25 protein-coding genes, 1 tRNA gene and 3 pseudogenes are annotated in these 23,266 nt (G+C 68.0%); 16 read left to right on the top strand and 13 right to left on the bottom strand.

From position 1 onward, the window contains the following. The first annotated feature begins 153 nt into the window (after positions 1-153). Positions 154-1,719, top strand: a complete 1,566-nt coding sequence (locus ABZ194_RS25090) for an NAD(P)-binding domain-containing protein (RefSeq protein WP_355599453.1) — start codon at positions 154-156, stop codon at positions 1,717-1,719. A gap of 7 nt (positions 1,720-1,726) precedes the next feature. Here ABZ194_RS25090 and ABZ194_RS25085 read toward each other — a convergent pair whose 3' ends face one another. From ABZ194_RS25085 to ABZ194_RS25075, 3 genes are all read right to left on the bottom strand, one after another. Continuing rightward, positions 1,727-2,389 carry a nitroreductase family protein gene (locus ABZ194_RS25085; protein ID WP_355599452.1) on the bottom strand — a complete coding sequence of 221 codons (663 nt, stop codon included), beginning with the start codon at positions 2,387-2,389 and terminating at the stop codon, positions 1,727-1,729. Positions 2,390-2,450: 61 nt separating this feature from the next. Then, positions 2,451-3,635, bottom strand: a complete 1,185-nt coding sequence (locus tag ABZ194_RS25080; protein WP_355599451.1) for a glutamate--cysteine ligase — start codon at positions 3,633-3,635, stop codon at positions 2,451-2,453. Positions 3,636-3,870: 235 nt separating this feature from the next. Then, entirely contained in the window at positions 3,871-5,001 is a 1,131-nt protein-coding gene (locus tag ABZ194_RS25075) for a M20 family metallopeptidase (protein ID WP_355599450.1), read from the bottom strand. Positions 5,002-5,373: 372 nt separating this feature from the next. Between ABZ194_RS25075 and ABZ194_RS25070 the strand changes: the two genes are divergently transcribed. From ABZ194_RS25070 to ABZ194_RS25055, 4 genes are all read left to right on the top strand, one after another. Further along, positions 5,374-6,624 (top strand): MFS transporter, encoded by a 1,251-nt coding sequence (locus tag ABZ194_RS25070; RefSeq protein ID WP_355599449.1) that lies wholly within the window; start codon positions 5,374-5,376, stop codon positions 6,622-6,624. A gap of 260 nt (positions 6,625-6,884) precedes the next feature. Continuing rightward, positions 6,885-7,991 carry a ferritin-like domain-containing protein gene (locus ABZ194_RS25065; RefSeq protein WP_355599448.1) on the top strand — a complete coding sequence of 369 codons (1,107 nt, stop codon included), beginning with the start codon at positions 6,885-6,887 and terminating at the stop codon, positions 7,989-7,991. A 135-nt stretch (positions 7,992-8,126) separates the two neighbouring features. Further along, positions 8,127-8,819, top strand: a complete 693-nt coding sequence (locus tag ABZ194_RS25060; RefSeq protein ID WP_355599447.1) for an HAD family hydrolase — start codon at positions 8,127-8,129, stop codon at positions 8,817-8,819. Positions 8,820-8,925: 106 nt separating this feature from the next. Beyond that, positions 8,926-9,471, top strand: coding sequence for an NUDIX domain-containing protein (locus ABZ194_RS25055; RefSeq protein WP_355599446.1), 546 nt, complete (start codon positions 8,926-8,928; stop codon positions 9,469-9,471). Here the strand turns inward: ABZ194_RS25055 and ABZ194_RS25050 are convergent. Next, positions 9,446-10,507 carry a polysaccharide deacetylase family protein gene (locus ABZ194_RS25050; RefSeq protein WP_355599445.1) on the bottom strand — a complete coding sequence of 354 codons (1,062 nt, stop codon included), beginning with the start codon at positions 10,505-10,507 and terminating at the stop codon, positions 9,446-9,448. The genes ABZ194_RS25055 and ABZ194_RS25050 overlap by 26 nt on opposite strands. Before the next feature lie 364 nt (positions 10,508-10,871). Between ABZ194_RS25050 and ABZ194_RS25045 the strand changes: the two genes are divergently transcribed. From ABZ194_RS25045 to ABZ194_RS25030, 4 genes are all read left to right on the top strand, one after another. Then, entirely contained in the window at positions 10,872-11,156 is a 285-nt protein-coding gene (locus tag ABZ194_RS25045) for a GNAT family N-acetyltransferase (RefSeq protein WP_355599444.1), read from the top strand. Between the two features lie 444 nt (positions 11,157-11,600). Beyond that, positions 11,601-11,720, top strand: coding sequence for a DLW-39 family protein (locus ABZ194_RS25040; RefSeq protein WP_355599443.1), 120 nt, complete (start codon positions 11,601-11,603; stop codon positions 11,718-11,720). Between the two features lie 29 nt (positions 11,721-11,749). Then, a complete protein-coding gene (locus ABZ194_RS25035; protein ID WP_355599442.1) occupies positions 11,750-12,490 on the top strand; it encodes an HAD hydrolase-like protein in 741 nt (246 codons plus the stop codon). Between the two features lie 411 nt (positions 12,491-12,901). Then, a tRNA-Ala gene (locus ABZ194_RS25030) sits at positions 12,902-12,974 on the top strand. Between the two features lie 66 nt (positions 12,975-13,040). Here ABZ194_RS25030 and ABZ194_RS25025 read toward each other — a convergent pair. Together ABZ194_RS25025 and ABZ194_RS25020 are read right to left on the bottom strand one after the other, a co-directional pair. Next, on the bottom strand, positions 13,041-14,375 hold the full coding sequence (locus tag ABZ194_RS25025; RefSeq protein ID WP_355599441.1) for a site-specific integrase: 1,335 nt from the start codon (positions 14,373-14,375) through the stop codon (positions 13,041-13,043). Between the two features lie 73 nt (positions 14,376-14,448). After that, positions 14,449-14,661 (bottom strand): annotated as a pseudogene (locus tag ABZ194_RS25020) (transposase); the annotation flags it as partial. Positions 14,662-14,672: 11 nt separating this feature from the next. Between ABZ194_RS25020 and ABZ194_RS25015 the strand changes: the two are divergent. From ABZ194_RS25015 to ABZ194_RS25005, 3 genes are all read left to right on the top strand, one after another. Continuing rightward, complete coding sequence (locus ABZ194_RS25015) at positions 14,673-15,014, top strand: hypothetical protein (RefSeq protein ID WP_355599440.1); 342 nt, start codon at positions 14,673-14,675, stop codon at positions 15,012-15,014. A 262-nt stretch (positions 15,015-15,276) separates the two neighbouring features. Further along, entirely contained in the window at positions 15,277-15,609 is a 333-nt protein-coding gene (locus ABZ194_RS25010; protein ID WP_355599439.1) for a DUF6247 family protein, read from the top strand. Further along, the gene (locus ABZ194_RS25005; protein WP_355599438.1) at positions 15,610-15,855 is read left to right on the top strand and encodes a hypothetical protein; all 246 of its coding nucleotides are present in this window, start codon (positions 15,610-15,612) and stop codon (positions 15,853-15,855) included. Between the two features lie 351 nt (positions 15,856-16,206). On the opposite strand, the gene ABZ194_RS25000 is transcribed toward ABZ194_RS25005, so the two are convergent. From ABZ194_RS25000 to ABZ194_RS24985, 4 genes are all read right to left on the bottom strand, one after another. Then, entirely contained in the window at positions 16,207-16,596 is a 390-nt protein-coding gene (locus tag ABZ194_RS25000; protein ID WP_355599437.1) for a tyrosine-type recombinase/integrase, read from the bottom strand. A gap of 123 nt (positions 16,597-16,719) precedes the next feature. Continuing rightward, a complete protein-coding gene (locus ABZ194_RS24995) occupies positions 16,720-17,052 on the bottom strand; it encodes a hypothetical protein (RefSeq protein WP_355599436.1) in 333 nt (110 codons plus the stop codon). Then, complete coding sequence (locus ABZ194_RS24990; RefSeq protein WP_355599435.1) at positions 17,039-17,380, bottom strand: hypothetical protein; 342 nt, start codon at positions 17,378-17,380, stop codon at positions 17,039-17,041. The genes ABZ194_RS24995 and ABZ194_RS24990 overlap by 14 nt, the downstream gene beginning before the upstream one ends. A gap of 286 nt (positions 17,381-17,666) precedes the next feature. Then, on the bottom strand, positions 17,667-18,452 hold the full coding sequence (locus tag ABZ194_RS24985) for a GntR family transcriptional regulator (RefSeq protein WP_355599434.1): 786 nt from the start codon (positions 18,450-18,452) through the stop codon (positions 17,667-17,669). Positions 18,453-18,524: 72 nt separating this feature from the next. On the opposite strand from ABZ194_RS24985, the gene ABZ194_RS24980 reads away from it, so the two are divergent. Further along, on the top strand, positions 18,525-18,977 hold the full coding sequence (locus tag ABZ194_RS24980) for an NUDIX domain-containing protein (RefSeq protein WP_355599433.1): 453 nt from the start codon (positions 18,525-18,527) through the stop codon (positions 18,975-18,977). Between the two features lie 25 nt (positions 18,978-19,002). Here the strand turns inward: ABZ194_RS24980 and ABZ194_RS24975 are convergent, their stop codons facing one another. From ABZ194_RS24975 to ABZ194_RS24965, 3 genes are all read right to left on the bottom strand, one after another. Then, the gene (locus tag ABZ194_RS24975; RefSeq protein ID WP_355599432.1) at positions 19,003-19,197 is read right to left on the bottom strand and encodes a hypothetical protein; all 195 of its coding nucleotides are present in this window, start codon (positions 19,195-19,197) and stop codon (positions 19,003-19,005) included. Positions 19,198-19,306: 109 nt separating this feature from the next. Beyond that, positions 19,307-19,798, bottom strand: coding sequence for an HIT family protein (locus ABZ194_RS24970; protein ID WP_355599431.1), 492 nt, complete (start codon positions 19,796-19,798; stop codon positions 19,307-19,309). Between the two features lie 229 nt (positions 19,799-20,027). Beyond that, a complete protein-coding gene (locus tag ABZ194_RS24965) occupies positions 20,028-21,032 on the bottom strand; it encodes a site-specific integrase (protein ID WP_355599470.1) in 1,005 nt (334 codons plus the stop codon). A gap of 140 nt (positions 21,033-21,172) precedes the next feature. Between ABZ194_RS24965 and ABZ194_RS24960 the strand changes: the two are divergent. From ABZ194_RS24960 to ABZ194_RS24950, 3 genes and pseudogenes are all read left to right on the top strand, one after another. Beyond that, positions 21,173-22,010: pseudogene (locus ABZ194_RS24960) on the top strand (IS256 family transposase); the annotation flags it as partial. A 278-nt stretch (positions 22,011-22,288) separates the two neighbouring features. Further along, positions 22,289-22,447, top strand: a pseudogene (locus ABZ194_RS24955) (helix-turn-helix domain-containing protein); the annotation flags it as partial. Between the two features lie 154 nt (positions 22,448-22,601). Further along, a complete protein-coding gene (locus ABZ194_RS24950; RefSeq protein ID WP_355599430.1) occupies positions 22,602-23,156 on the top strand; it encodes a transposase in 555 nt (184 codons plus the stop codon). The last annotated feature ends 110 nt before the right edge of the window (positions 23,157-23,266 follow it).

The raw sequence follows: 23,266 nt of genomic DNA, 5'->3' as shown, positions 1-23,266 counted from the left end.
GAGCCGTCGGATCAGCGGGGCCCCGGTCCTTGGCGACGCCGGGTCTTCCGGTACCGGCGTCGCGGATCACGATCCGGTCACCACCCGGCACCGGCCGGTGATTTCCCGTCCACCATGGTCGGAGAGGTCACATGCGCCGGTGTGGGGGAGATCATGTCCGAAGTCGGGAGTTCCGGGTTAGCCGTCGGCGCGGAGGAGGAGCACCGGTATGTCATCGTCGGTGCCGGTCCGGCCGGTCTGCAGCTGAGTTACCTCCTGCAGCGGGCGGGCGCCGACTACGTGACGCTGGAACGCGAGGCCGCGCCGGCGAACTTCTTCCGGCACTACCCGCGTCACCGCAGACTGATCTCCCTCAACAAGGTGCACACGGTGAGCGCCGATCCGGAGATCCGGCTCCGCTGGGACTGGAACTCGCTGCTCAACGACTCACCCGGCCTGCTGTTTCCCAAGTACAGCGCCGACTACTTCCCGAACGCCGACGACCTCGTCCGCTATCTCGCCGATTTCCAGCGGCTGCACGGCCTCGCGGTGCGGTACGGCACGGCGGCGGAGCGCGTCGAGCGGATCGACGGCGGGTTCCTCGTGCACACCGCCGGCGCCACGCTGCGCTGCCGGTGCGTCATCGTGGCGACCGGCTGGGGCGCGCCGTACGTGCCGCCGATTCCCGGGATCGAGCACGCCGTCGGCTACGAGGAGATGCGGGTCGACCCGGCGGCGTTCGCCGGGCAGCGGGTTCTCGTCGTCGGCAAGGGCAACTCGGCGTTCGAGACCGCGAGCGCGATCCTCGGCCATGCGGCCATGGTGCACCTGGCGAGCCGCCGCCCGCTCCGGCTGGCCTGGAACACCAAGCATCCCGGCGACGTGCGCGGCCAGTACGGCGCGATCCTGGACAGCTACCAGTTCAAAACGCTGCACGCGGTGCTCGACTGCACGGTCGACGAGATCCGCCCCGTGGGAGATCGCTTCGAGGTCCGCATCTCCTACACCCACGCCGACGGCGAGCAGGCGGTGCTGGAGTACGACTCGGTCATCCGGTGCACCGGTTTCCGGATGGACACCGCGGTCTTCGACCCGGCGTGCCGCCCGGAAACGGTACGCGACGGGAGGATACCGGCGCTCCGCCCCGACTGGCAGTCGGCCAACGTGGACGACCTCTACTTCGCCGGCACCGTCGCCCAGGCACGCGACTTCCGCCGGGCGTCGTCGGCCTTCATCGACGGGTTCCGTTACAACCTGCGCACGCTGTGCACCCTGCTGCGCGAGCGGTACGACGGCGTCCCCCTGGCGTACGACTCGGTGCCGGCGGATCCGCGGAGGCTGACGTCGCTGGTGCTGGACCGGGTGAACTGGAGCTCGGCGCTCTGGACCCAGTTCGAGTACCTCTGTGACGTGCTGGTGCTCGACGAGGCGACCGGGCAGGTGCGGCACTACCCGGACCTGCCCGAGGACTACGCGGTGTCCCGCTTCCGGGACGCGCCGCACTACTACACGGTCACACTGCGCTGGGGCCGCGCGGACCACGCGGACGTCTTCGCCGTGGAACGGCATCCGGTGCCGGAGCGGGCCGAGGAGAGCGCCTTCATCCACCCGGTCGTCCGGCGCTACCGCGGCACCGAGCTCGTCGCCGAACAGCACCTGCTTGAGGACCTGCTCGCCGAGTGGCGCCGCCCCGACCGGCACGTCGAGCCCCTGCTGGCCTTCTTCGAGAAACACCGGTGAGCCGGTCTCAGCAGCGGACCATCACCTCGGCGAGGGGCTTGCGGGCCAGGTCGGGCACGCGGGCGCCGGCCGCCGGATAACCGACCGGCATCACCAGGTACGGACGTTCCTCCGCGGGCCGTTCGCAGACCTCGTTGAGGAAGCGCATCGGGCTCGGCGTGTGGGTCAGTGTGGCCAGGCCGGCGTGGTGCAGCGCGGCGATCAGCAACCCGACCGCGATGCCCACCGACTCTTTGACGTAGTACGGCTTGGGGCTGCGCGGCCCCTGGTGCACCTCGAAGACCACGATCACCACGGGCGCGGTCTCCAGGAACGGCTTACGCCAGTCGGTGCCGATGGGAGCGATCGTGTCGAGCCACTCGGCGGAGGCGCGGCGGGAGTAGAACTCCCGCTCCTCGGCCTCGGCGGCCAGACGCAACCGTCTCCTGCGGGCCGGGCTCGTCACGACGACGAACCGCCAGGGCTGCAGGTTGGCTCCGCTCGGCGCGCTCGCGGCGGCCAGGACGGCCGTTTCGATCACCGTCTCCGGTACGGGGTCGGGCGAGAACTCCCGCACCGACCTCCGCGTCACCATCCGGCCGGCGAACGATCCCACCGCGCGGGTCATCTCCGCCGGTGACATTCGGCGAGGGTTCAGCGGAATCGTCGGGTGCTGCGCGGTCTCGGTCAACGAACGCCTCCCGGTCTGTGCGGCGTTCCTCCAGCATGACCCGCGGGCTGTGGCGATGTCCTTACGTTGGTGTGCTCTCCTTGGGGCGGAGGCCGGACGCCGCACCCGGCGCCGTCCGCGCGACCAGGTGGTCCACGACGTCGGTGAGCCGGCCGTTCCGGGCGGCGGCCCGGCGCTGTCGTGCCGCCCCGTCCCCGACCTCGATCAGCCGGCGCAGCCAGCCGGTGACGCGATCGAGGTCGCCGTACTCCTCCAGCGCGGGCCCGGCCGTACGGAGCAGGCGTTCCGCCAGTTCGGCGGCGGGCACCGGAAGCCCGGTGCGCACGTCCACGCCGTACCCGTCCAGCCCGTCGCGGGCGGCCCGCCAGTAGGCGACGCGCATCAGCTCGGCCGAGACGACCGGGCCCGGGTCGCCCCGGTCCACCGCGGGGAGCGAGACCGCCACCAGGGCGCGGACCAGCGCGGCGAGCAGCGCCGACTCCTCGGCGGTGATCGGCACGTCGGTCACCCGGATCTCCAGCGTGGGCTGGTGCGCCGACGGCCGGATGTCCCAGAAGACGGTGCCCGTGTCGACCAGCGCGCCGGCCTCCTGGAGGGTCGCGACGAACTCGTCGTAATGCGCGGCGGAGGTGAAGTAGGGCGGCGGTCCCGCCACCGGCCAGCGGTTCCAGACCAGGGTGCGCCAGCCGGCGTAGCCGGTGTCCCGCTCGGCCCAGTACGGCGAGTTCGCCGCGAGCGCGATCAGCGTCGGCAGGTGGGGGCGGAGGTGGTTGCTCACCATCAGCGCCCGTTCCCGCTCCGGCAGCTCCACGTGCACATGCAGGGCGCAGATGCTCAGCTCGTCGTGGAGTCCCCGGAAGGTCGCCGTACCGAGGTCCTGGCGGGGCCCCTCGGTGATCGGCGAGGGGACCGTCCGGCCCAGCACGGGCGTGCCGCTGGCCATGATCCGCAGCCCCTGGGCCTCGGCGGCGGCGGCGAGTTCGGCACGCCCCTCCACCAGTTGCGCGTGCAGCTCCGCGAGCGTACGGCAGGGCTCGGTCCGCGTCTCCAGCTGGAGCTTGGTGATCTCCCCGCACACCCGTGCGCCAAGCCGGCCGCCGGCCTGGCGCAGCACCTCCCCGGCCCGGGGCACCGCGAACCTGGTCACCGGATCCACGACCAGGAACTCCTCCTCCACCCCGAACCGGAGGCCGGATCCGGCCCGTCCGTCCGGCCGTGAACCATCGCCGCCCATCGCCGTGCTCATCTTCGCGACACCCCCAACGGCCGCGGGACACACGGCTGATCACAGAGTATTTGGGGCTGTCGCGCGCCGTGCGGCTTCGGGTAAGAAGCACGGTGCGCGGCCTCGGTGAGGACGGTGCGCGGCCCCGGTCAAGGGGGTGCGGCCCGGTCAGGGGTGCGCGCTCCGCCAAGGGGTGCGAGGGGGGCGGACGCCTTCGCCAAGAGGGGCGACGCCGTGCGAGGTGTGGGGGCTTCGGTCAGGAAGGTGTCGCCAGCAGTCGCTCGACGAGCGCCGCCAGCAGCGCGGCCCGGTCCGGCATCGTCCGCACCTCGACGTACTCGCCTCGGGAGTGCGCACCACCGCCGACGGCGCCCAGCCCGTCCAGGGTCGGTACGCCGAGCGCCCCGGTGAAGTTGCCGTCCGACCCGCCGGGGGCGTGCGCGCCGTCCGGCGGGGGCAGGCCGATGTCCTTCGCCGCCTCCTGCGCCATCGCGAGCAGCGGCAGCGCCACCGCCGGTGTCAGCGGATAACGGTTGACTCCCCCGTCGACGGTCAGCGTGGCCTCCGGAAGCCGGGGGGCCAACCGGTGGATCATCCGGTCCACCCGGTCGAGTTCCTCCCGGGTCCACGCCCGGACGTCGACGGAGAGGGCGGCCGTCTCCGGCACGGTGTTCGTCGTGGTGCCGGCCGCGAGCACCGTCGGGGTCACGGTCGTGCCGTCCGGCACGGCCGCGAGTGCTCGCACGGCGAGGATCTGGTGGGCGATCTCGACGGTGGCGTTGACGCCCCGCTCCGGTTCGACTCCGGCGTGGGCGGCCCTGCCGTGAACCGTGAGCCGGTATACCGATCCGCCCTTGCGCGCCACCTTGAGCGCGCCGTCCGGAGTGCCGGCCTCGCAGACCAGCACCGCTCCGGAGCGGCGGGCCTCGCGCTCGATCAGGGGGCGTGAGGTGATCGAGCCGCTCTCCTCGTCGCAGGTGAGCAGCATCCCTACCCGGGAGGTGTCCGCCATCAGGCCCAGCGCGGCCAGCATCTGCACGATGCCGGCCTTCATGTCGCACACCCCTGGGCCGGTCGCGGTCTCCCCCGCGACGGTGAACGGCCACTGCCGGATCGTGCCCGCGGGCCACACCGTGTCGAAGTGCCCCAGCAACAGCACCCTCTGGTCGGGTGCCGGCCAGAGCAGGTGGGGCAGGCCGTCCTGGACGACCCGCCGGGCCGGCCGGCCGAGTACGGCCTCACCCCAGCCGGCCACCAGGTCGGCGCAGACCGTCAGGTGGGGGGCCGAGCCGGGGGGCGACTCGCACGACACCAGTTCGCCGAGCCGGTCCACCATCGCCGCGGCGTCCTCCCGCGCCGCCCAGCGCAGGGCACTCAGCTGTTTCACCGGGCTTCTCCGCCTGGCCGGGCCCCTCCGAGCCGGCGGGGGAACCGCTCGGGCGTGGGAAGGAATCCCCCGCTCGGGGAAGGAGGCGTGGAGAATCCGGTTCGCCCGGCTGTCAAGATCAGCATCGCCGCTCCCTCGAAGGTGGGGGTCGATTCGCCAAGTATCAGATATTTCGCGCTTCATGCCTTCTTCCGTATTGCCCACCTCGCGGTGACCCGGGGCCGTCACAGGGGTGCGGCGGCCGTACGGAGAATGCCGGGGCCGGCGCGGTGAGAACGAGAGCGAGGGGATCGGGGAGAAATATTCATGCGACATAACGCCCGTAGAGCGGCAGGATAGGCGTTGTTTCGACGCTTTTTAGGGAGCCAGCAGGTGCACAGCTACCGGCGCGATCTCGGCATGCTCCGGGATCGGCGTTTCGCCCTGCTGTTCGTCGCCCGGACGATCTCCACGCTGGGCAGTTCCTTCGCCCCCGTGGCCCTCGCCTTCGGCGTTCTCGCGCTGCCCGGCGCGACGGCCACCACGCTGTCGGTGGTCCTGACCGCCGAGGCGCTGCCGATGGTGGCGTTCATACTCGTGGGCGGGGTGATCGCCGACCGGCTGCCACGGCACCGGGTTATGATGGCCGGTGAGACGCTCAACGCGGTGGCCTTCTTCTGCCTCGCCGCGATGCTGCTCACCGGATGGACCCCACTCCCCGCGATGGTGACGGCGGCGGCGCTCACCGGCATAGCGATGGCCGTCCTCTTCCCCGCCCTGACCGGCATCATCCCCGACGTCGTGCCCGCCGACCGGCTGCAGACCGCCAACGCCCTCCTCGGACTGGGCGCCAACAGCTCACGTGTCGCCGGGCTCGTGCTGAGCGGTGCCACGGTCGTCCTGGTCGGCGGCGGCTGGGCGCTGGCGGTGAGCGGCGCCATGTTCGCCGTGGCGGCCGTGTTCACCGCCGCGCTGCGCCTCACACCGGCGGAGCGTTCCGCACAGGCGAGACACTCGGTCCTCGCCGACCTGCGCGGCGGCTGGCGTGAGTTCATCTCCAGGCAGTGGCTCTGGGTGGTGGTCGCCCAGTTCTCGGTGCTGGTGATGGCCCTGCAGGCCGCCCACGGCGTGCTCGGACCGCTGGTGGCCAAGGAGCATCTGGGCGGGGCGCCGGCCTGGTCGGCGGTCCTGGCGGGCGAGGCGGTCGGCATGATCGGCGGCGTCCTCGTCGCGCTACGCCTGCGGCCCCGCCGGCCGATCCTGGTCTGCACGCTCCTCACCGTGCCCACGGCGCTGCCCTACCTCCTGCTCGGCATGGGGGCTCCGCTCTGGACGATCGTCGTCGGCGCGGTCGTGATGGGTGTCTGCTTCGACATCTTCGGCGTGCTGTGGAACACCACGATGCAGCGTGAGATCCCCGCCGAGTCCCTGTCGCGGGTCAGCTCCTACGACGCCCTCGGCTCGCTGATGCTCGGCCCGATCGGCCTGCTGGTGGCGGGGCCGGTGGCGATCGTCGGCGGCCCGAGGCCCGCGCTGCTCGGATGCGCCGCGGTCATCGTCCTGTCCGCGCTCGCCGCGCTCCTGTCTCCCGGGGTGCGCCGGCTGCGGGCCCCGGAACCCGCCGGGGAGGCCGTCGCGCACTGACCTCTCGGCGCCGTGCCGTGCTCTGATGAGACGGGACGGGGACGGGGACGAGGCTGGGGAGGGCCCGGCGCCGGGTCCGCCCCGCCGTACCGGCCGGGTCCCGGACGACGCACCCGAGCCGCCGAGCGGCCGGATCCGGTTGTGCTTGTCCCCCCGTGCTCGCCGTCGCGCCCGCCGTTGACACCCCTTGGAGCGCGTGAAACCGTACGTACGGTGTACGTCCTCCTGTGCCCTCAAGCATGCCTCCGAAGGGAGTCATCGTGTCGACTCACCGGCTCTACAGCACCCCCGTCGCCGAAGACAGCTGGGACGTGCCGATGGCCGGCGACGCCCGTTTCACCTGGGAGTACGACGACGGCAGGGAGAAGCTGCTGGCGCTCTACCAGAAGGGCAAGGACAAGCAGTGGGACTCGGTCAAGCGCATCGACTGGGACCTGGAGGTCGACCCCCACGACGCGCTCGGCATCCCCGACCAGTCAATGGCCGTCTACGGCACCCGGCACTGGGACATGTTCAGCGAGCGCCAGCGCCAAGAGGTCAGGATGCACTCGGCGTCCTGGCAGTTCTCCCAGTTCATGCACGGCGAGCAGGGAGCGATGATCACCGGTGCCAGGATCGTCGAGACGGTGCCTGATCTGGACGCCAAGCTCTACTCGGCGACCCAGACCATGGACGAGGCGCGACACGTCGAGATCTTCTCCCGCTTCCTGCAGGAGAAGATCGGAATGGTCTACCCGATCAACCCCAAGCTGCAGGAACTGCTCGCCGAGACGCTCACCGACTCGCGCTGGGACATGCCCTACCTCGGCATGCAGGTCCTCATCGAGGGCCTCGCGCTGGCCGCCTTCGGCGTCATCCGTGACGTCACCACCAAACCGCTGCCCAGGCAGATCCTGACCTACGTCATGCAGGACGAGGCCCGGCACGTCGCCTTCGGCCGGCTGGCCCTGCGCGACTACTACGCGCAGCTGTCCTCGGCCGAGCTGCGTGAGCGTGAGGACTTCGTCATCGAGGGCTGCTACCTGATGCGCGACCGCCTCCGCGGGGTCGAGATCTGGGAGAACTTCGGACTCGCTCCCAGGGACATCCAGGAGATGCTCAGGGACTCGCCGTACATCAGGACGTTCCAGAGCCTGCTCTTTGGCCGCATCGTCCCGTGCGTCAAGGACATCGGCCTGTGGAGCGACCGCATCCGGCAGGCCTACGACGACATGGGCGTGCTGGAGATGTCCAAGGGCGACCTCGAAGCCCTGATGAAGCAGGACGAGGAGTCCGCCGACCGGCTCGACGTCGAACGTTTCGCCGCCGAGGAGGTTCAGCGCCGCGAGGAGGTCGACAAAGTGATCACCGAGGCCGCCTCCTCCTGAGGGACGGTCTCGCCCCGGCTCCCCCGCGAGAGCTTGATCAAATGATCTTGATCTGTCAGGGGCGAGCGTGAGGCTCGCGGCTGGTATTCGGTAGACTTCGCCGGCTGTCGCGGAGGTGTTCACGGAGGTGCCGGCATGAGGTTGACCGAGCAGGTGCTCATCTTCGACGCCGACGACACGCTCTGGGAGAACAACATCCTCTTCGAGCGGGTCATCGCCGACTTCCTCGACTGGCTGGAGCACCCCACCCTCGACCGGGTCGAGATCCGCGCCGTCCTCGACGACATCAAGGCGGCCAACGCGGTCTCCCACGGATACGGCGGCAAGGTGTTCCTGCGCAGTCTCGCCGAGTGCCTGGAACGGCTCTACGAGCGGCCGGCGACCACGCGGGAGCGACGCCGGATCGACGAACTGGCCGTGACGCTGATCGAACGCCGCGTGGAGCTGGTCCCCGGTGTCGCCGAGACGCTCGCGGACCTTGGCACCCGGCACGAGCTGCTCCTGCTCACCAAGGGCGATCAGGACGAGCAGCGGCGCAAGCTGGACGCCTCCCGGCTCGCGCACCACTTCAGCGGCATCCACATCGTGCCGGAGAAGGGCGTCGACGCCTACCTTCGGCTGGTCGAGCGGCACGACCTCACGCCCCTGACCACCTGGATGATCGGTAACTCGCCGAAGTCGGATATCCTTCCCGCCCGGCAGGCGGGGATGAACGCCGTCTTCATCCCGCACGACCACACCTGGGTGCTCGAACAGGGCGAGCTCGATCCGGGTGACGAGCGGGTGCTGAGGCTGGGGGCGTTCCCCGAACTGCTTGACCACTTCTGATCCGGACGTCCCTGACCGGACCCCTGGGCCGGGCAGCCGCGGATCGGACGTCTGTGGATCGGACGTCTCCGAGCCGGATCGCTGCCGAGCGTGAGAAAGGTTCCGTGTGACCACTGATCGATCTCCGACCCCGAACACCTCCGGCCAACAGCCGGAAGCCGCCGCGGGACGGGCACGGAGGACGCCCGCCGTCTCATGCGTGTTCGTCTGCCATGACGGTCACGGCCGGATACTGCTGGCCCGGCGAGGCGGGGGCGCGAGGGACGAGCCCGGAACCTGGGACTGCGGCGCCGGGGCGCTGGAGTACGGTGAGTCGTTCGAGACGGCGGTCGCCCGGGAGGTCCGCGAGGAGTACTCGGCCCGCGCACTGAGGATCGAGACGATCGGTGTCCGCAACATCCTGCGGGAGGAGCCCGTCTCGCACTGGGTCGCGGTGATCTTCGCGGTCGAGGTGGACCCCGCCGAGGCCGCGATCGGTGAGCCCCACAAGTTCGACGAACTGGGCTGGTTCGAGCCGGACGCGCTGCCGGGTCCGCCGCACTCGCAGCTCTCGGAGACCCTCGTGCTCTTCGGCGCCTGGCAGGGGCGCGGATCGCACGGGCACGAGTCGCCGGAAGCCCCGGAGGTCAGTACGGCAGGGCGCGATCGGTGAACCGCTTCGTCATGAAGGGTGTTTTGAACTTCGGGAAGGCGACCGTCTTCACATCCCCGTCGGAGGTGTAGCGCTCGTCGCCGTGCGCCTGTAGCCAGTCGAGCCAGGCGATGGAACAGAACTTCGCGCAGTCGCCGGTCTTGTCCATCGATCGGATACGCGGGATGCCGACCGGATCGAACTTCTTGTTGAACGGCGACTCCGCGGGGGTGTACCCGGCCAGGAAGACTCCGCCGTAGTCGTAGGAGACGTCCCCTGAGGACCCCTTGAGACCCCAGTCCTTCTGGTTGGGCTGGTTGCCGTACGGCAGCGCCAGCGTCACCGGGCCCGAGTTGATCAGGTTGGTGATGAGCTTGTGACCGGCGGCGACCTCCGAGGCCACCTGGTTCTGCGGCTTTCCGCGCAGGCTCTTGTGGTCACGGGTGTGGTTGCCGATGTCGAACCCCTTGTCCCGGAGCCACATCAGCATCTGCGCCCCCTCCTCGGGGGTCGCCTTCCCGAACATGTCGCGCGTCACGTAGAACGTGCCCACCGCCCGGAAGCCCGGATGCTGCTTGGCGACGTCCTGAAGGATGGCGACGGCGGTGTCCGCCTTGGGGGCGCCCGTCCCGTCCAGGTCGAACTGGGATGGAGACGAGTCGTCGAAGGTGAGGACGACCGGATGCCGTCCGGCGGGGATGTCGATGTGCCCGCCGACGTACTCGGCGGCCGTGATGGGGACGTAGCCCTCCCTGGCCAGCCGTTCCAGCTCGGTGCGGAACTGCTTGGGGGTGCGGTCGTCCTGGGTCGCCGGCTTCTCCACCACCCGGTGGTACATCAGGACGGGGATCTGGCCCAGCTCATTGGCGTGGGCCTGCGCGGCGGCCGCCGCCTTGGCCTTGAGCAGGGTGGCCTTCTTCGCCTCGGCCGAGGCCGCGGACGCCTTGGCGGCCGCGGCGACCGCGGCGGGATCCTTGTCCTGCGTCTCACTCTGCCCCGGCATGCACCCGGCCAGTGCGGCTCCCGTCGCCGCGGTCACCACAACGACACTGATCACCCTGAGACGGCCCATCGAATCCCCCCGAGCGCGCTGACAATACGCTGGTGATCCCCCGCGAACCTGCTGCTTGATCCCTACGTGATCCCTGTATGAGGTAAAGGCTTCGTAGCTCGGCGAGAACCGGACGTGTTCCGGGGGATGCCGCCGCCGTCCCGTATGCGGCTTTCGCGCGGGCGTGGTCCGTGTCCGTACGGCTCTTGCCAGGTCCCCGGCACCGGGTATCCGGAGGCGGCCGGTCAGGGGCGGGCGGGACGGCACGGGTGGCCTTGGACACCCGGGGGCGGTTCTCCGGGAATGAACGGCGCCGGGAATCGGCTGATCGATGCGCCGCCGTCCGGCGGCCCGACGAAGGAGGACCCCTGTGCACGTCGACGTCAAACTCTCGTCCGCCGGCGATCTCTTCGAGGCGGAGGTGGACGGCAGGCAGGCGGGACGGCTGGAGTTCATCCGCCGGGACGGTGTCATCACCTATACCCATACCGAGGTGAACGCGGAGTTCGAGGGCAAGGGAGTGGGCGCGGTGCTCGTCCGCACGGCGCTGGACGCGGCCCGCGTCGAGGGGGTGCGGGTGGTGCCGTTCTGCCCGTTTGTGAAGGGGTGGATCAGGCGGCACCCCGAGTACGCCGACCTCGCCGCGGACGCCTGACCGACATCCTTGTCTGCCGGCTCCGCCGCGGCGAAGACGCAAGGCTCATTTGAGGTGTTTCAGCTATTTTGTTCCATTTGACCGGTTCGGCCTTCCGCGTAATCGCGCCGAAACCGGTATAAGGGCTGGTCGTGCCGGTATCGGAGCCCCTGTGACACCGATCTTCGCCGACCTGGGCCTCTGTGACGCGCGCGGCCTTTCGTTCCTGGGGTTATCGTGAAACCGAGATGACGTCGGAACCGGACTCGTCGTAGATCGCGGCTGTTCGGGCGGAGGCCGTACGGCATCATTGATGACAATCAACCCGGTTAGTGGAGATTTGCCATGTTGGCTTGTCGCCCGAACCGGATCATGGCCCGGTCCCTTGCTAGGCTGCAGAGAAACGTTGGAACCGGGCGTTGTCTCACCCCGGCAGGTGAGACCGTCAAGAAGTGGGGTCACACCGTGAAGAAGCTGCTCGTTCTGGCGCTTGTCGCTCTTGGGGGACTGCTGATCTGGCGTAAGGTGCAGGCGGATCGCGCCGAGTTTGATCTGTGGACTGAGGCTACCGGCAGCGAGAACTGAACAACGCGGCTACCGATTCGGGTGCTTTCATGGTCCTTGCCCAAGATGGGGAAGTAACACCCATCAGGCTTGCCTGTCTGGATCTGGCGGGCACCACGGTCGGTGATATCGCCATGATCGAACGGGCGTTCGCCGAGGCGATCGCCACGCAGGGCATCGTGCCCGGGACCGGTGCGTACGCACGCGCCATGGTGCACGTGCACCGGTCCCGGGGCTGTCCAACGATCGAGGTCTTCCGGGGCATCTTCCCCGACAACGAGGCCCAGGCCCAGGCGGCCAACCTGACCTTCGAACACTCCTATGAGGGCGCTGTCCGGCGTTCCGGCCTGATCCCGACGCCCGGCACCATCGAGGTGCTGGACAGTCTCCGTGACGCCGATGTCAAGATCTGTCTCATCACCGGGTTCAGCCGGAGCGCGCTCAGTCGAGTGCTGACCGCTCTGAGCTGGTCCGACAGGATTGATCTGGCACTGTCCCCGGAAGACGCCGGTCGAGGCCGTCCGATGCCCGACATGGTGCTGACCGCGGTCCTGCGTCTCGGTATCCAAGACGTCCGCCAGGTCGCGGTCGCCGGAGACTCCGAGAGCGCCATGCTCTGCGGCCGGCGCTCAGGAGCGTCGGCGGTCGCCGGAATCCTGACCGGAGTCCACAGCAGGGAGCGCCTCCTCAAGGGCGGTGCCACCCACATCCTGGACTCCATCACGGACCTGCCGGCCCTGGTGCTCGGCGGCCAATCCACCGAAACCCCCGTGGGCGCCTCCGCTCGCTGAACACACCGACGAAAACGCCCCCATCCCCGACCGCTCTCCCCGCACGGCTCCCGCCCGCGGCCCGCGGTCCACGGCGAGGGCCGGTGCCGTGACGATGAGCGCGCCCACGGAAACGGACAAGATCACTAAGGCGCGTTCTCCCGCTCGGAGCCCCCGAGACTTGAGAGGGCTCAGGCTGGCAAGCCAACCTGCTTTACCCCTTTAAATCCCGAAATTTCACCCCCCAAACAAGCGCCCAAAATGACAACAAGAGACCCAACCCAATTCGAGTCACCCCCTCTCGCCCACCACCTGAGCGCCCCACCCCCAGCGGAGAGCCCAAGTGGCGCGGAGGCCGGTCCTGTTGCTACGGTGTACGACTGAAGCACGTCGCGGACACGGATTTCTCACGCAGGTCAGCGACTTGATCTCGGGGCCTTAGCTCAGTTGGCAGAGCGCCTGCTTTGCAAGCAGGAAGTCAGGAGTTCGAATCTCCTAGGCTCCACCGACTCCCCCGAAACGAAAAAGCCCAGGTCAGACGCTACGGTCGTCACTTGGGCTTTGATCTTTATCAGGCCCCTTTTTGCTTCCGTGCCCGTTGCGTGCCCGATCCCCCGTCGAGTGCCCCACGGGCGAGATCGTCGAGCTTGCGCGCCACCTCCCGCTGCCGCTCGTCGGTCGAGTGCTGATAGATCATCGCCGCCCGCGTGCTGGAGTGCCCCATGCGCTCCATCAGCTCCCGGATCGACGCCCCGGCGTTCGCGGCGAGGGTGTTGCCGGTATGCCGCAGGTCGTGAAAGTGGATCTTCGGAAGGTCCGCGTCCTGGAGTGCCCGAGCCCAGACACGCCGGTTGAAGTTGGTGTTCCTGAGCGGTCCGTCATCCGGTCCGGCGAAGACCAGTCCCCTGTCACCGTCCTGGGTGAAGTCCTTCACGTGTGCCCGCAGATCCTCGATGATCAACTCGGGGATCACCACTGTTCGCTTCCCCGCGTTCGACTTCAGATCGGCGAAGACGAGCCCCTTGCCGGTGATCTGCATCAACTGGCGTTCGACGCGCACGGTTCCGGCGTCCAGGTCGAGGTCCCGGCGCTGAAGGCCCGCCAGCTCACCCCACCGCAGACCGCTGAACGTCGCCAGCAGCACCAGCGCCCGGTAACGCGGCTCGACGGTGCCGGCAAGCCGGTAGACCTGGGCCACCGTGAGAATCGGACGCTCCGGTGACCTCTCCTGACCGGCGCCCTTGATCCGGCACGGGTTGCGCTTGATGAGCTGGTCGTCCACGGCGGTGGTGAGCATCGCCTTAAGTAGCCGGTACGCCTTGGCCACGGTGACCTCACTCACCCCGGAGTCCGGCAGCCTCTTCCGCCACCGCCGGACGTGCGGATCCTTGATCTCGCTCAGCGCCTTCCCGCCGAAGGTCGGGACGAGGTGGACGCGGAACAGGTAGCCGTACAGCTCGACCGTGCGCGGACGCAGGTTCGGGCGCTCGTCGATCCAGCTCCGGCCGTACTCCCCCAACGTGATCTTCCCGGCGTCCGGGTCGATCCACTCGTCGTCGAGGATCTCCGCTTCCTTCTTGGTCAGCCAGACCTCGGCGTCGCGCTTGGTCGCGAAGGTCTCCGGGGCCGCCCTGTCGATGTCATCCGGCCCCTTGTATCGAGCCTGGAACCGGCCCGAGGGCAGTTGCCGAACACGCCCGAAGCGCCTCTTCGGCTTGCTCTTGGACGGACGCCGAGGTTCGTCAGGCGTGGTGAGTGAGCAGCACTCGGCGCTGCGCGGTGGCCGAGGCCGGCCGAGTGTGCCACTCGTAGTAGCCCGAGCGCGACACCCCAGCCAGGCGCACATCTTGGCGATCTTGTGGTGCGCCTTCTCTGCATCGATCAGCTCGAACTTGGCGAGCGTCATCGACTCTCGGCCGCAAAGAAGGCCGCTGCTTTTTCAAGAACGTCAGCTTCTCGCGCGAATCGGCGTTTTCTCGCTCCAGCTCGCGGATCCGGGCCTGCTCCGGCCCGGAGACCGGTGGCTCGTCTTGGCCGTGTACGATCCGACGCCGGTGCACCCAACTGCCCAGGGTACTGGTGTTGATCCCGAACTCGCGGGCCACCGCCGCGACCGTCCGCTCGCCTCCCAGCACCATGCGGACGGCTTCGTCCTTGAACTCGGGCGAGAACTGCTTACGACGCCTCGTCACGTACCTACTGAGTGAGCAACGAGCATATCCAGCAGATCGGTGCGGGAAGCATCGGTAAGGCGATCCACAAGGGTAGGGGCGACATCGTGGCAGGAGGTAAGACGGTCGGCACGGCAGGCCCCAAAACCGCGATCGACGACCTTCTCGCGGCGATCGACGAACTACGCCGGCATCTCGACGACGTGAGCCGTACGGAGCTCGACGCGGCGGTCCGGGAGATCCGGCCGGACAGCACCAGAGCGGAGCTGGAGGGCCCGCTCGCGCGGATCGCCGGTATCGCCGTCCTCCTCGGGACTGTTGGAGGCCCCGTGATCAGCGCCGTCCAGACACTCCTCACCACCCTTTCCGGTTGAGTTGCCTCCTGCGCCTCCGCCCGCGAGAATCTGCTCCACCAGAAAGTTCGCTACCTCCACGACCTGCTTCTCCACCGACGGCCCGGTTGCTGGCGTTCTATTCGCGTCCTCGGCTGGCCTCCTCGTCATGATTACGTGGCTGACGTGGTGCGGGCGTGATCACAGTGTGTTGGTTTCATCTTTTGTGCAGGCGTGCGACTGGATTTCTGAACCGTCCTGGCGAGAGTCTGTAGGCTCTATGAGCAAGGAGAGGAGGCCCAGCATGACCGCGCAGCCGCAGGAGTTCGTGCCGTCCCCTTCGCCGATGCCCGAGAAGAACCTACGGGCCATCCGCGCCGCCCTGGTGGTGTCGCAGGACCGCGAGGCGTTCGACGTGGGGCTTAAGGCGGTGCTCGACGAAGTTCGCGTGAGCTTGGACCTCGGTGCGCTGAACACCTTCGTCCACCGCTGGTGGATCTCCGCTTGCGACTCGGTGAGAGACCCGGAAGGGCGCCGCCGAATGTATGCCAAGGCCGAGCAGGTTCTTGCCGGTGGGCGGATTTCGCCGGGAAGGTCGTGGCGTGAGGTGCTCGGCGACCGTGGGGTCGACCTGTAGGTGTACCAGGTCACACTTGATCCCCTCGCCGAAGAGCAGATCGCCGCGATCCCTGTGGAAGCGCTGCGTCCCCTCGCCGAACTGCTCGCACTGCTGGAGATCGCGCCATGGAGCGGCCAGTCGTACAGTCCGGCCAAACCCAAGGCCAACATGCTCACACATGCGTTCGGCGAGCGGGGGCTCGCGACGTACGTTGTCTTGGACGAGCAGCGCGAGGTGTATCTCATTCGCATCGAGTGGCCGTGATCTTACGTATGTGCGGCATGTCGTTTCGCAGATCCTCATGCTCAAGAGGCCAGTGTTCCACGTTCGGCTCGTGAATCCGTAGTGGGAGCCGATGGGGACCTCCGGTGCTGCCGCAGAGACGAGCGGGGTACCGGAAGAGTCCTGTGTACAGCAGCGGATACAGCAACACCGCCTCACACGGTCCACGTCACCGGCCCGCATCTGTCACGTAATCAGGGTCAGGAGCCCTCTACGTCGTGACCGGCTCCCGTTTGCAAGCAGGAAGTCAGGAGTTCGAATCTCCTAGGCTCCACCAGCCCAAACGCCTCCCCCTCGATCCCGATTCGGATCCCCCGGGCCATTAACGGGCCATTAGCTCACTCCGACCGGCATGCCCGCGCCGCCGTCGTCCCCCTCGCCCGGTTCCTTCCTCCGCTCGGCCTCCACACGGGCGCTCAGCGCATCGGCGATCCTCTGATCGGCGTCCCGCGTGGCGTGCTGGTAGATCAGCGCGGCCCGATCGCTGTCGTGCCCCATCCGCGCCTTCAGGTCGGCCAGGCTCGCCCCCGACTGCGCCGCCAGCGTGTTGCCGGTGTGCCGCAGATCGTGAAAGTGCAGGCCCCTGACGCCCATCTCCTTGAGCGTGCCCGACCACTTGGCCTCACGCCGGAAGTTGCCGCCCCGCAGGAACCCGCCCCGCTTGCCGAGAAACACGAAGGCGTCCGGCTCGTCGCCCACGAAGGGCGAAAGATCAGCTTGCATAGCCGCTCTACCTGCACAGACCAAGAGCGCGGCGGTGAGAACCGGCTCAGAACCCCCGGCACGGGGTCACTGGCCGCCACCGGGGTCCCCCTCCAGAAACCCCGCCTCACCGCCGCACTCGCTCTAGGAGGCGGAAGGCCGGGGCACGATCGCGACCCCGTAGGGGATGCCTTTGACGATCGACGACTGATCGCCGAAGCCGCACAACACCCACACCATTCGCCTGTCGGCTATCACCGGGTAGGAGCGCCACAGCTCCTCACTGACCCCTGTGACCTGCCCCCACACCCACTGCGTCGACAGAGCGACCCGCTTGCCGGGCTCGGCTCGGACAAGCAACATCCCGATTCGTCCGTCATAGGCGAAGGCCAGCCGGTCACCCACGCGCAGCTCGGCGGCCTGCCGCACCTCGGCAAGTTCGGGATTCGCCGGCGTTTCCCCCTCAGAGCGGTCCATGATCACCCCGATAGGGGGCGGGACCCGCCGAAGACGAGGCTTGTTGCCGCAGGTCGGCGTAGCGGCTCGTGACCCGCTCAACGACCCGCTCGAACTCCGGCACCGGATGACCGGTGTAGCGGGCCCGCCTGGTCGCTGGGTTCCAGTCGGTGCGCCACCAGAAGAACACGCCGTTGCACCAGACGGTCAGCCTCTCCCAGACCGACACCAGCGCCAGGCTGTGATCGCCCATGACGTCGGCCTTGATCCCCCGAAGCGCCAGGGTGACGCGGAGCGACTCGGCCTTCTCCAGCGCCGAGGGGCCGCTCAGGTCCACCAGGCCCCTCATGACCGCTCCGTCTGGGCTTTTCCGGAGGAGGCCCCCACGCATGTGGAGCAGTCCTCGCGAGCGCGAAGCGACGGCGAGACCCCGGCGGGGCCGGCCAGCAATCCACGCCGGGGGTTCACGAACTTCCACCCCCGTCCTCCGCAGGACACGCACAGGTCGGCCATCAGGCTTCGCCCCTTCACATCTGCTTGCCCTGGATGACTGAGCGATCGCCCTAGACGTCTCCTCGTCTAGATGAGATCGGGCGTGACTCATTCATGACTCCTCTAGAGGAGTTCGTCAAGCGTTATCGAGCAGGAAGTTCGTACAACAGCACGTAGGCGTCGCTGGACATCACCGTGCCGCACACCTCGACCGCGCGGCCGTCGGTGGCATAAGCCGTCCGGACCAGGTGAAACACCGGAACCCCCGGAGCCAGCTTGAGCGCCCGCACCTCATCACGGAGCGGCATCCGCGACCGGATCTCCTCGACGAAGTGATCCAGACGAAAGCCCAACTCCTCCAGCCGGGCATAGATCCCACCCGGCCCACTGTCCGGCTCCGCGATCCGCGTCCCCCGAGCGATCTCCGCCGGGATGTACGACGTAGCCGTCTCCACCGGCTGACCGTTGATCAGGTACCGGCGTGACCGGCAGACCACCAGATCCTTCGAGGCGATCCCCAGCTTCTCGGCGATGTCGGCCGATGGCCGCTCTTCAGTGATCTTGATGGAGTCGACGGACGGCTTCCCGCCCGCACCCTCGGTCTCCGCGATGAACGCGGCCTTGCCCTGCTCCCGATGACGACGCGCGAACCGGTCCGAGGCCAGCCGGCGGACCGGAGGATGCGACCGGACGAAGACCCCGCGCCCATGCTCGGCCACCGTCAGGCCCTCACCTTGCAGGACCTGGAGGGCGTTGCGGATGGTCATCCGCGCGACGCCGTAGTGTTGCATGAGCTGAGCCTCCGAGGGCACCTTGTCACCCTCGGCGAGGACACCCCGCTCGATCGCGTCCCGGATGTGATCGGCGATCTGCCGAAACACGGCCCGATCACTGGTCGGGTCCAGATCCGGCAACGGCAGCTCGGCCACGACCACTCCTCAACTCGTACATATATGTACCGCAGACCGAGAATAGCGATCAGCAGCCCCGGAGGACATCCGATGGATCACCACAACACGCAGCACTCCGTCAGCGTGGCAGGCGTGATCATCGACGACCAGGGCCGCGCCCTCCTCACCCAGCGCCGCGACAACGGCCACTGGGAGGCACCCGGCGGAGTCCTCGAACGCGACGAGGACGTCACCACCGGCCTCCTCCGCGAGATCCACGAAGAGACCGGCCTCACCGTCGAGCCCATCGCCTTGACCGGCGTCTACAAGAACATGCCCCGCGGCATCGTCGCCCTGGTCTTCCGCTGCAAGGCTGTCGGTGGACACCTCGCCAAGACCGACGAGACCCGCGCCTTCCGCTGGGTCACCGCGGACAAAGTCCAAGAACTCGCATCCGAAGCCTTCGCCATCCGCGTTTTGGACGCGATGCGCCACGACCAACCGCCAGCTGTCCGCCACCACGACGGCACTCACCTACTCGGGACGCCACAGCCGCACGAGTGACCTTGCCGAATTGTTCCTATGGGTATCAAGCGCGGCGGCGCGGCGCGCCGCCGCACGGCCCGCCGCCCAAACGCCGCCCGAGCGTGCGGCGTGGGCGCCGGTCTTGGCCGGCGGCGGGACCACGGGCCGCCCACCGCACCACCCGCACGCCGTACCAGACCATCGGCCGCCGCACCGGGGCCGCGCCACCGCCGTACAGATGCAGCACGACGATCGCCATGCTGTGGCCGGTCATCACACGGGGTTGGGGGCGATCGGAGGCCTGGGACTTCGTACCTCAGCCCCAGTCCAACGGGCTGCGGTGGTGACCGCTGAGCAGAGTGTTGATGTCAGGCAGGCATATCACGATTGGTGCCTGTGTCTGTGGTGGGAAATCCCAGCTCTGCCAAGCCGGACCGGACCGCCTTCGATTCCTGATCGAGCAGACTCCGCGCCCTTGTGCCCCAGTTGGCGTCTATCCGGAAGCTGTCTCCCTCGAAGCGAGGGAACACATGCAGGTGAAAGTGGAAGACCTCCTGAAACGCTGCTTTCCCGTCCGCCAGGAAAACGTTCACGCCCTCACATCGCAAACCAGAGTGCCGTAGAGCCCGGCCCATCCGATGGCCGATCCTCCATACATGCGCACTTGTCTCCTCATCAAGGTCTTCCAGTCCCACGGCATGAACGCGTGGAATGACAAGGAGGTGACCAGGGGTGACGGCTCCTATGTCCATGATTACCATCACGCGGTCGTCTGTGTAGGGAATGCTCGCTTCAGCCTCGCCGCGAAGGATCGCGCAGAACACGCAGTCCGATTCGCCAAGATCTTTCATGGTCAACATGGTGACAGCGAACGGCATCCCACAGCGAATGCTTTTGGCTTGAGCAAGGTCCGGTATGTGCGCGGAGCGCACCTCCGACCCTTGGACCCTCGCCGAGCCCGCCGGAAGCTCTGCCACGGGCAGAGGGATCGAGTTGATAAGTAAGAGGAGGACTCGCGTTGTCGTGCCCGTTGCGTGCCCGATCGGGCAGTGACTAAGGGGGAGTCACGGGGAATCACAGGAAACGCGATCAGACCGCTGATCTGCGTCTTCGCAGGTCGAGCATGATCGGCATCCGTCTTTGCAAGCAGGATGTCAGGAGTTCGAATCTCCTAGGCTCCACCCAACGAAAAGCCCAGGCCAGGGACGCTTCCCCAGTCTGGGCTTCGGTCGTTTCAGAGGTCGTTCGAGGTCCGTACAGCGCGGAAATACAGCAACGGCTACGAATCCAGCCGATCGCCGAGCTTTTCGACGGCTCCACCGGCCGCCCGCTCGCGGTGGTGAAGACGAGACCGGTTTCCTGCCAGGAGTCCCCCGCCGTCTCACGGGCTTCATCGCGTGCCCGTTGACGGGCACGAAGCGCCGCGGTCACGATCTCCGGGAACGGCAGCGTGGCGTCCGAGGCGTCGGTCTTGGTCCGCCGGTACAGCAGCTTGCCGGCCACCCGCTGGAGTTGCCAGCCGATGCTCATCTCGGCGTTGGCGAGGTCGACGTCCTCCCAGCGGAGCCCGAGCGCCTCGCCCAGGCGCAGGCCGAGCACCAGGACCAGGACGTAAGCCGGGTACATCGGGTCCTCGCGGGTCCGGGCGGACTCCAGGAAGGTCCGCGCCTCGTCGACGGACCACGGCTTGACCTTGCGCTTTCGCGGTACCGGCATCTTGATGTTGGCCGCGATGTTGCGGCTCAGCGTCTCCTCGCGTACGGCGTTGCTCAGTGCGGCCCGCAGCGTCATGTAGGCGTCGTGGACCGTCCACTCCGAGTGTTTCGACGCGCAGCACTTGCCTACCGCGCAGCACTGCCGACGACGCTTCGGGTTGCTGTGCGCCACGGGCCGGGCGGCGTCCTTGCCCTGGGCGCAGCACTGACACAGGGCTCGGATCTTGTTCACCCAGGTCTGCACGTCCCGCACTGTCAGCTTGTCGAGCCGCTTCGCGCCGATGGCGGGGACAATGTAGAGCCGGGCGAACATCTCGTAGTTGGCGGCGGTCTTGGAGGCGAGGTTGGGTTCCACGACGTTCTTGAGCCAGTAGGTCAGGTAGCCGGCAACTGTCCCGCTGGACCAGCCGTCGGCTCATCCGCAAGATCGGGCCAGGCGTATACACCGCCTGGCCAATCTCTTCAGCACTCTTGCCGGCAGCCCAAAAGCCTTAACTACCTGGCCTTGGGGGAAGGCCCGTCTCCAAGCAGACCATCTCCACCATCACCGACAAGGTCATCGAGGGCATGACCGGGTGGCGGCACCGGCCATTGGATGCGGTCTGCCCGGTCATCTTCATCGACGCCGTCCATGTAAAGGTCCGCGACGGGCAGGTCGCCAACCGGCCGATCCACGTCGCGCTAGCGGTCACCGTCGACGGCGAGCGCGACATCTTGGGGGTGTGGGCTGGCGACGGTGGTGAGGGCGCCAAGTTCTGGCTGCACGTGCTCACCGAGATCAAGAACCGCGGCGTCGGTGATGCGTCGATGGTGCGTTGATGGTGGTCTGCGATGGGCTCAAGGGCCTGCCGGAGGCGATCGAGGCCGTCTGGCCGCAGGCGGTCGTGCAGACGTGTGTGGTGCACCTGCTGCGCGCGTCGTTCCGGTATGCCGCCCGCCAGCACTGGGACGCCATCGCCAAGGCGCTGCGGCCGATCTACACCGCGCCGACCGAGGCCGCGGCGCTGGAGCGGTTCTACGAGTTCGCCGAGGCCTGGGGCGGGAAGTATCCGGCGATCGTCAAGCTGTGGGAGAACGCCTGGGCCGAGTTCGTGCCGTTTTGTCCTTCGAGGCCGAGATCCGCCGGGTGATCTGCTCGACCAATGCGATCGAGTCGGTCAACGCGCGGATCCGCCGGGCGGTCAAGGCCCGCGGGCACTTGCCCAACGAACAGGCCGCGCTCAAGTGCGTCTACATGGCGATCATGAGTCTGGACTTGACCGGCAAGGGCCGCAAGCGCTGGGTCACGTGGTGGAAGGCCGCGCTGAACGCCTTCGCCATCACCTTCGAAGGCCGCCTGACCCCGACTTCCCGATAACCAATGAAGATCGAGTTACACCGTTAACTGGACACACCCCACCACCGTCTGCGCTTGAGAGTAAGGGTGGGTGATGGTGCGGGCTACAGTCTCAGCCTCTTGGGCGAGCATCCGCGCCCGATCATGCTCACCCACACCAGCCAACACCTCCACCACCGCAGCCAACGCCCGCGCTTGAGAGGCGGGGTCGATGATGGAGCGGGCTCTAATGCTGCGTTTCTGAATAGAGGTGTGTATCCCTGCTGACCTGGGGTGATGATGGTCTCAGGGGGATTGTCATGCCGAAACTGCTGCATGCGCGTCCACCGATGGACGCCGAAGAGAAACGACAGATCTGCAAGCTGGCCGGGGCTCGTCATGCCCCGGCCAACTGGATCATGAGAGCGCAGATCATCGCGTTCAGCTGGCAAGGGCTGCGTACCAGTGCCATCGCGGCCAAGCTGGGCTGTCACATGCAGACCGTGCGCGAGCGGATCGAGCGCTTCAACGCCGACGGCACGCCCGTTCCTGGACCACCTCGACCGATCCGGACTTCGCCCCAAAAGGGCCGAGGTCGTCGGCCTCTACACCGATCCGCCGCCGGGCACCACGGTGATCCGCGCCGACGAGCTGGGGCCGGTGACCCCGCGCACCTTCCCGCCGACGCCCGGCCGGTCGGTCGACGGACACCCGATCAAAGCACCGCTGGAGTATTCTCGCGGCCTGGACAAGACCTGGGTGTACGGCGGCCTGCGCATCCGCGACGGCACCGAGCTCACCTTCTGCGCGCCCTCGCGCAACAGCGACGGCTGGATCGGGCTGCTCCAGCAGATCGCCAGGTCCAACCGGCGCGGCCCGATCGTGGTCATCACCGACAACCTCTCCAGCCATTCCAGCTGGAAGGTCCGCCAATGGCTGGCCCGTCACCCGCGGATCCGCCAGGTGTTCATCCCGGTCAAGGCCTGCTGGCTGAACCTGGCCGAAGGCTGGTGGCGGCTGCTGCGCGAGGCCGCGTTCGCCGGGCAGACCTTCGCCGACGCCACCGAGATCGCCCAGGCGGTCGCCGTCGCCACCGCGCAACTCAACGCCCACGCCCAGCCCTGGATCTGGGGACGACCCTCGCCACAGCCACGGACCCTGCGCCGTAAGTTCGTCTACCTGCTTTAAGGAACGCAGCACTAGTGTCCTGCGCCGGTAATCCGTCGTTAGATCCTGTGTGAACTCTTCTTCCGGTGAGCCGGTGCGTCGTCGGGGTCCGAAGTTGGAGCCGTTGGTGC

The sequence above is a fragment of the Streptosporangium sp. NPDC006007 genome (assembly GCF_040614315.1).
Taxonomy (GTDB): domain Bacteria; phylum Actinomycetota; class Actinomycetes; order Streptosporangiales; family Streptosporangiaceae; genus Streptosporangium.
The sequence above is the reverse complement of the archived record's forward strand: the minus strand, read 5'-3'. Positions and strand labels throughout refer to the sequence as shown.

What these genes read in the sequence shown, in the direction of transcription:
- ABZ194_RS25090 (WP_355599453.1), top strand. Translation starts at nt 154, where the DNA reads ATGTCCGAAGTCGGGAGTTCCGGGTTAGCCGTCGGCGCGGAGGAGGAG.
- ABZ194_RS25080 (WP_355599451.1), bottom strand. Translation starts at nt 3,635, where the DNA reads ATGAGCACGGCGATGGGCGGCGATGGTTCACGGCCGGACGGACGGGCC.
- ABZ194_RS25060 (WP_355599447.1), top strand. Translation starts at nt 8,127, where the DNA reads ATGAGGTTGACCGAGCAGGTGCTCATCTTCGACGCCGACGACACGCTC.
- ABZ194_RS25035 (WP_355599442.1), top strand. Translation starts at nt 11,750, where the DNA reads ATGGTCCTTGCCCAAGATGGGGAAGTAACACCCATCAGGCTTGCCTGT.
- ABZ194_RS25025 (WP_355599441.1), bottom strand. Translation starts at nt 14,375, where the DNA reads ATGACGCTCGCCAAGTTCGAGCTGATCGATGCAGAGAAGGCGCACCAC.
- ABZ194_RS25010 (WP_355599439.1), top strand. Translation starts at nt 15,277, where the DNA reads ATGACCGCGCAGCCGCAGGAGTTCGTGCCGTCCCCTTCGCCGATGCCC.
- ABZ194_RS25000 (WP_355599437.1), bottom strand. Translation starts at nt 16,596, where the DNA reads ATGCAAGCTGATCTTTCGCCCTTCGTGGGCGACGAGCCGGACGCCTTC.
- ABZ194_RS24995 (WP_355599436.1), bottom strand. Translation starts at nt 17,052, where the DNA reads ATGGACCGCTCTGAGGGGGAAACGCCGGCGAATCCCGAACTTGCCGAG.
- ABZ194_RS24990 (WP_355599435.1), bottom strand. Translation starts at nt 17,380, where the DNA reads ATGAGGGGCCTGGTGGACCTGAGCGGCCCCTCGGCGCTGGAGAAGGCC.
- ABZ194_RS24980 (WP_355599433.1), top strand. Translation starts at nt 18,525, where the DNA reads ATGGATCACCACAACACGCAGCACTCCGTCAGCGTGGCAGGCGTGATC.
- ABZ194_RS24975 (WP_355599432.1), bottom strand. Translation starts at nt 19,197, where the DNA reads ATGGCGATCGTCGTGCTGCATCTGTACGGCGGTGGCGCGGCCCCGGTG.
- ABZ194_RS24970 (WP_355599431.1), bottom strand. Translation starts at nt 19,798, where the DNA reads ATGTTGACCATGAAAGATCTTGGCGAATCGGACTGCGTGTTCTGCGCG.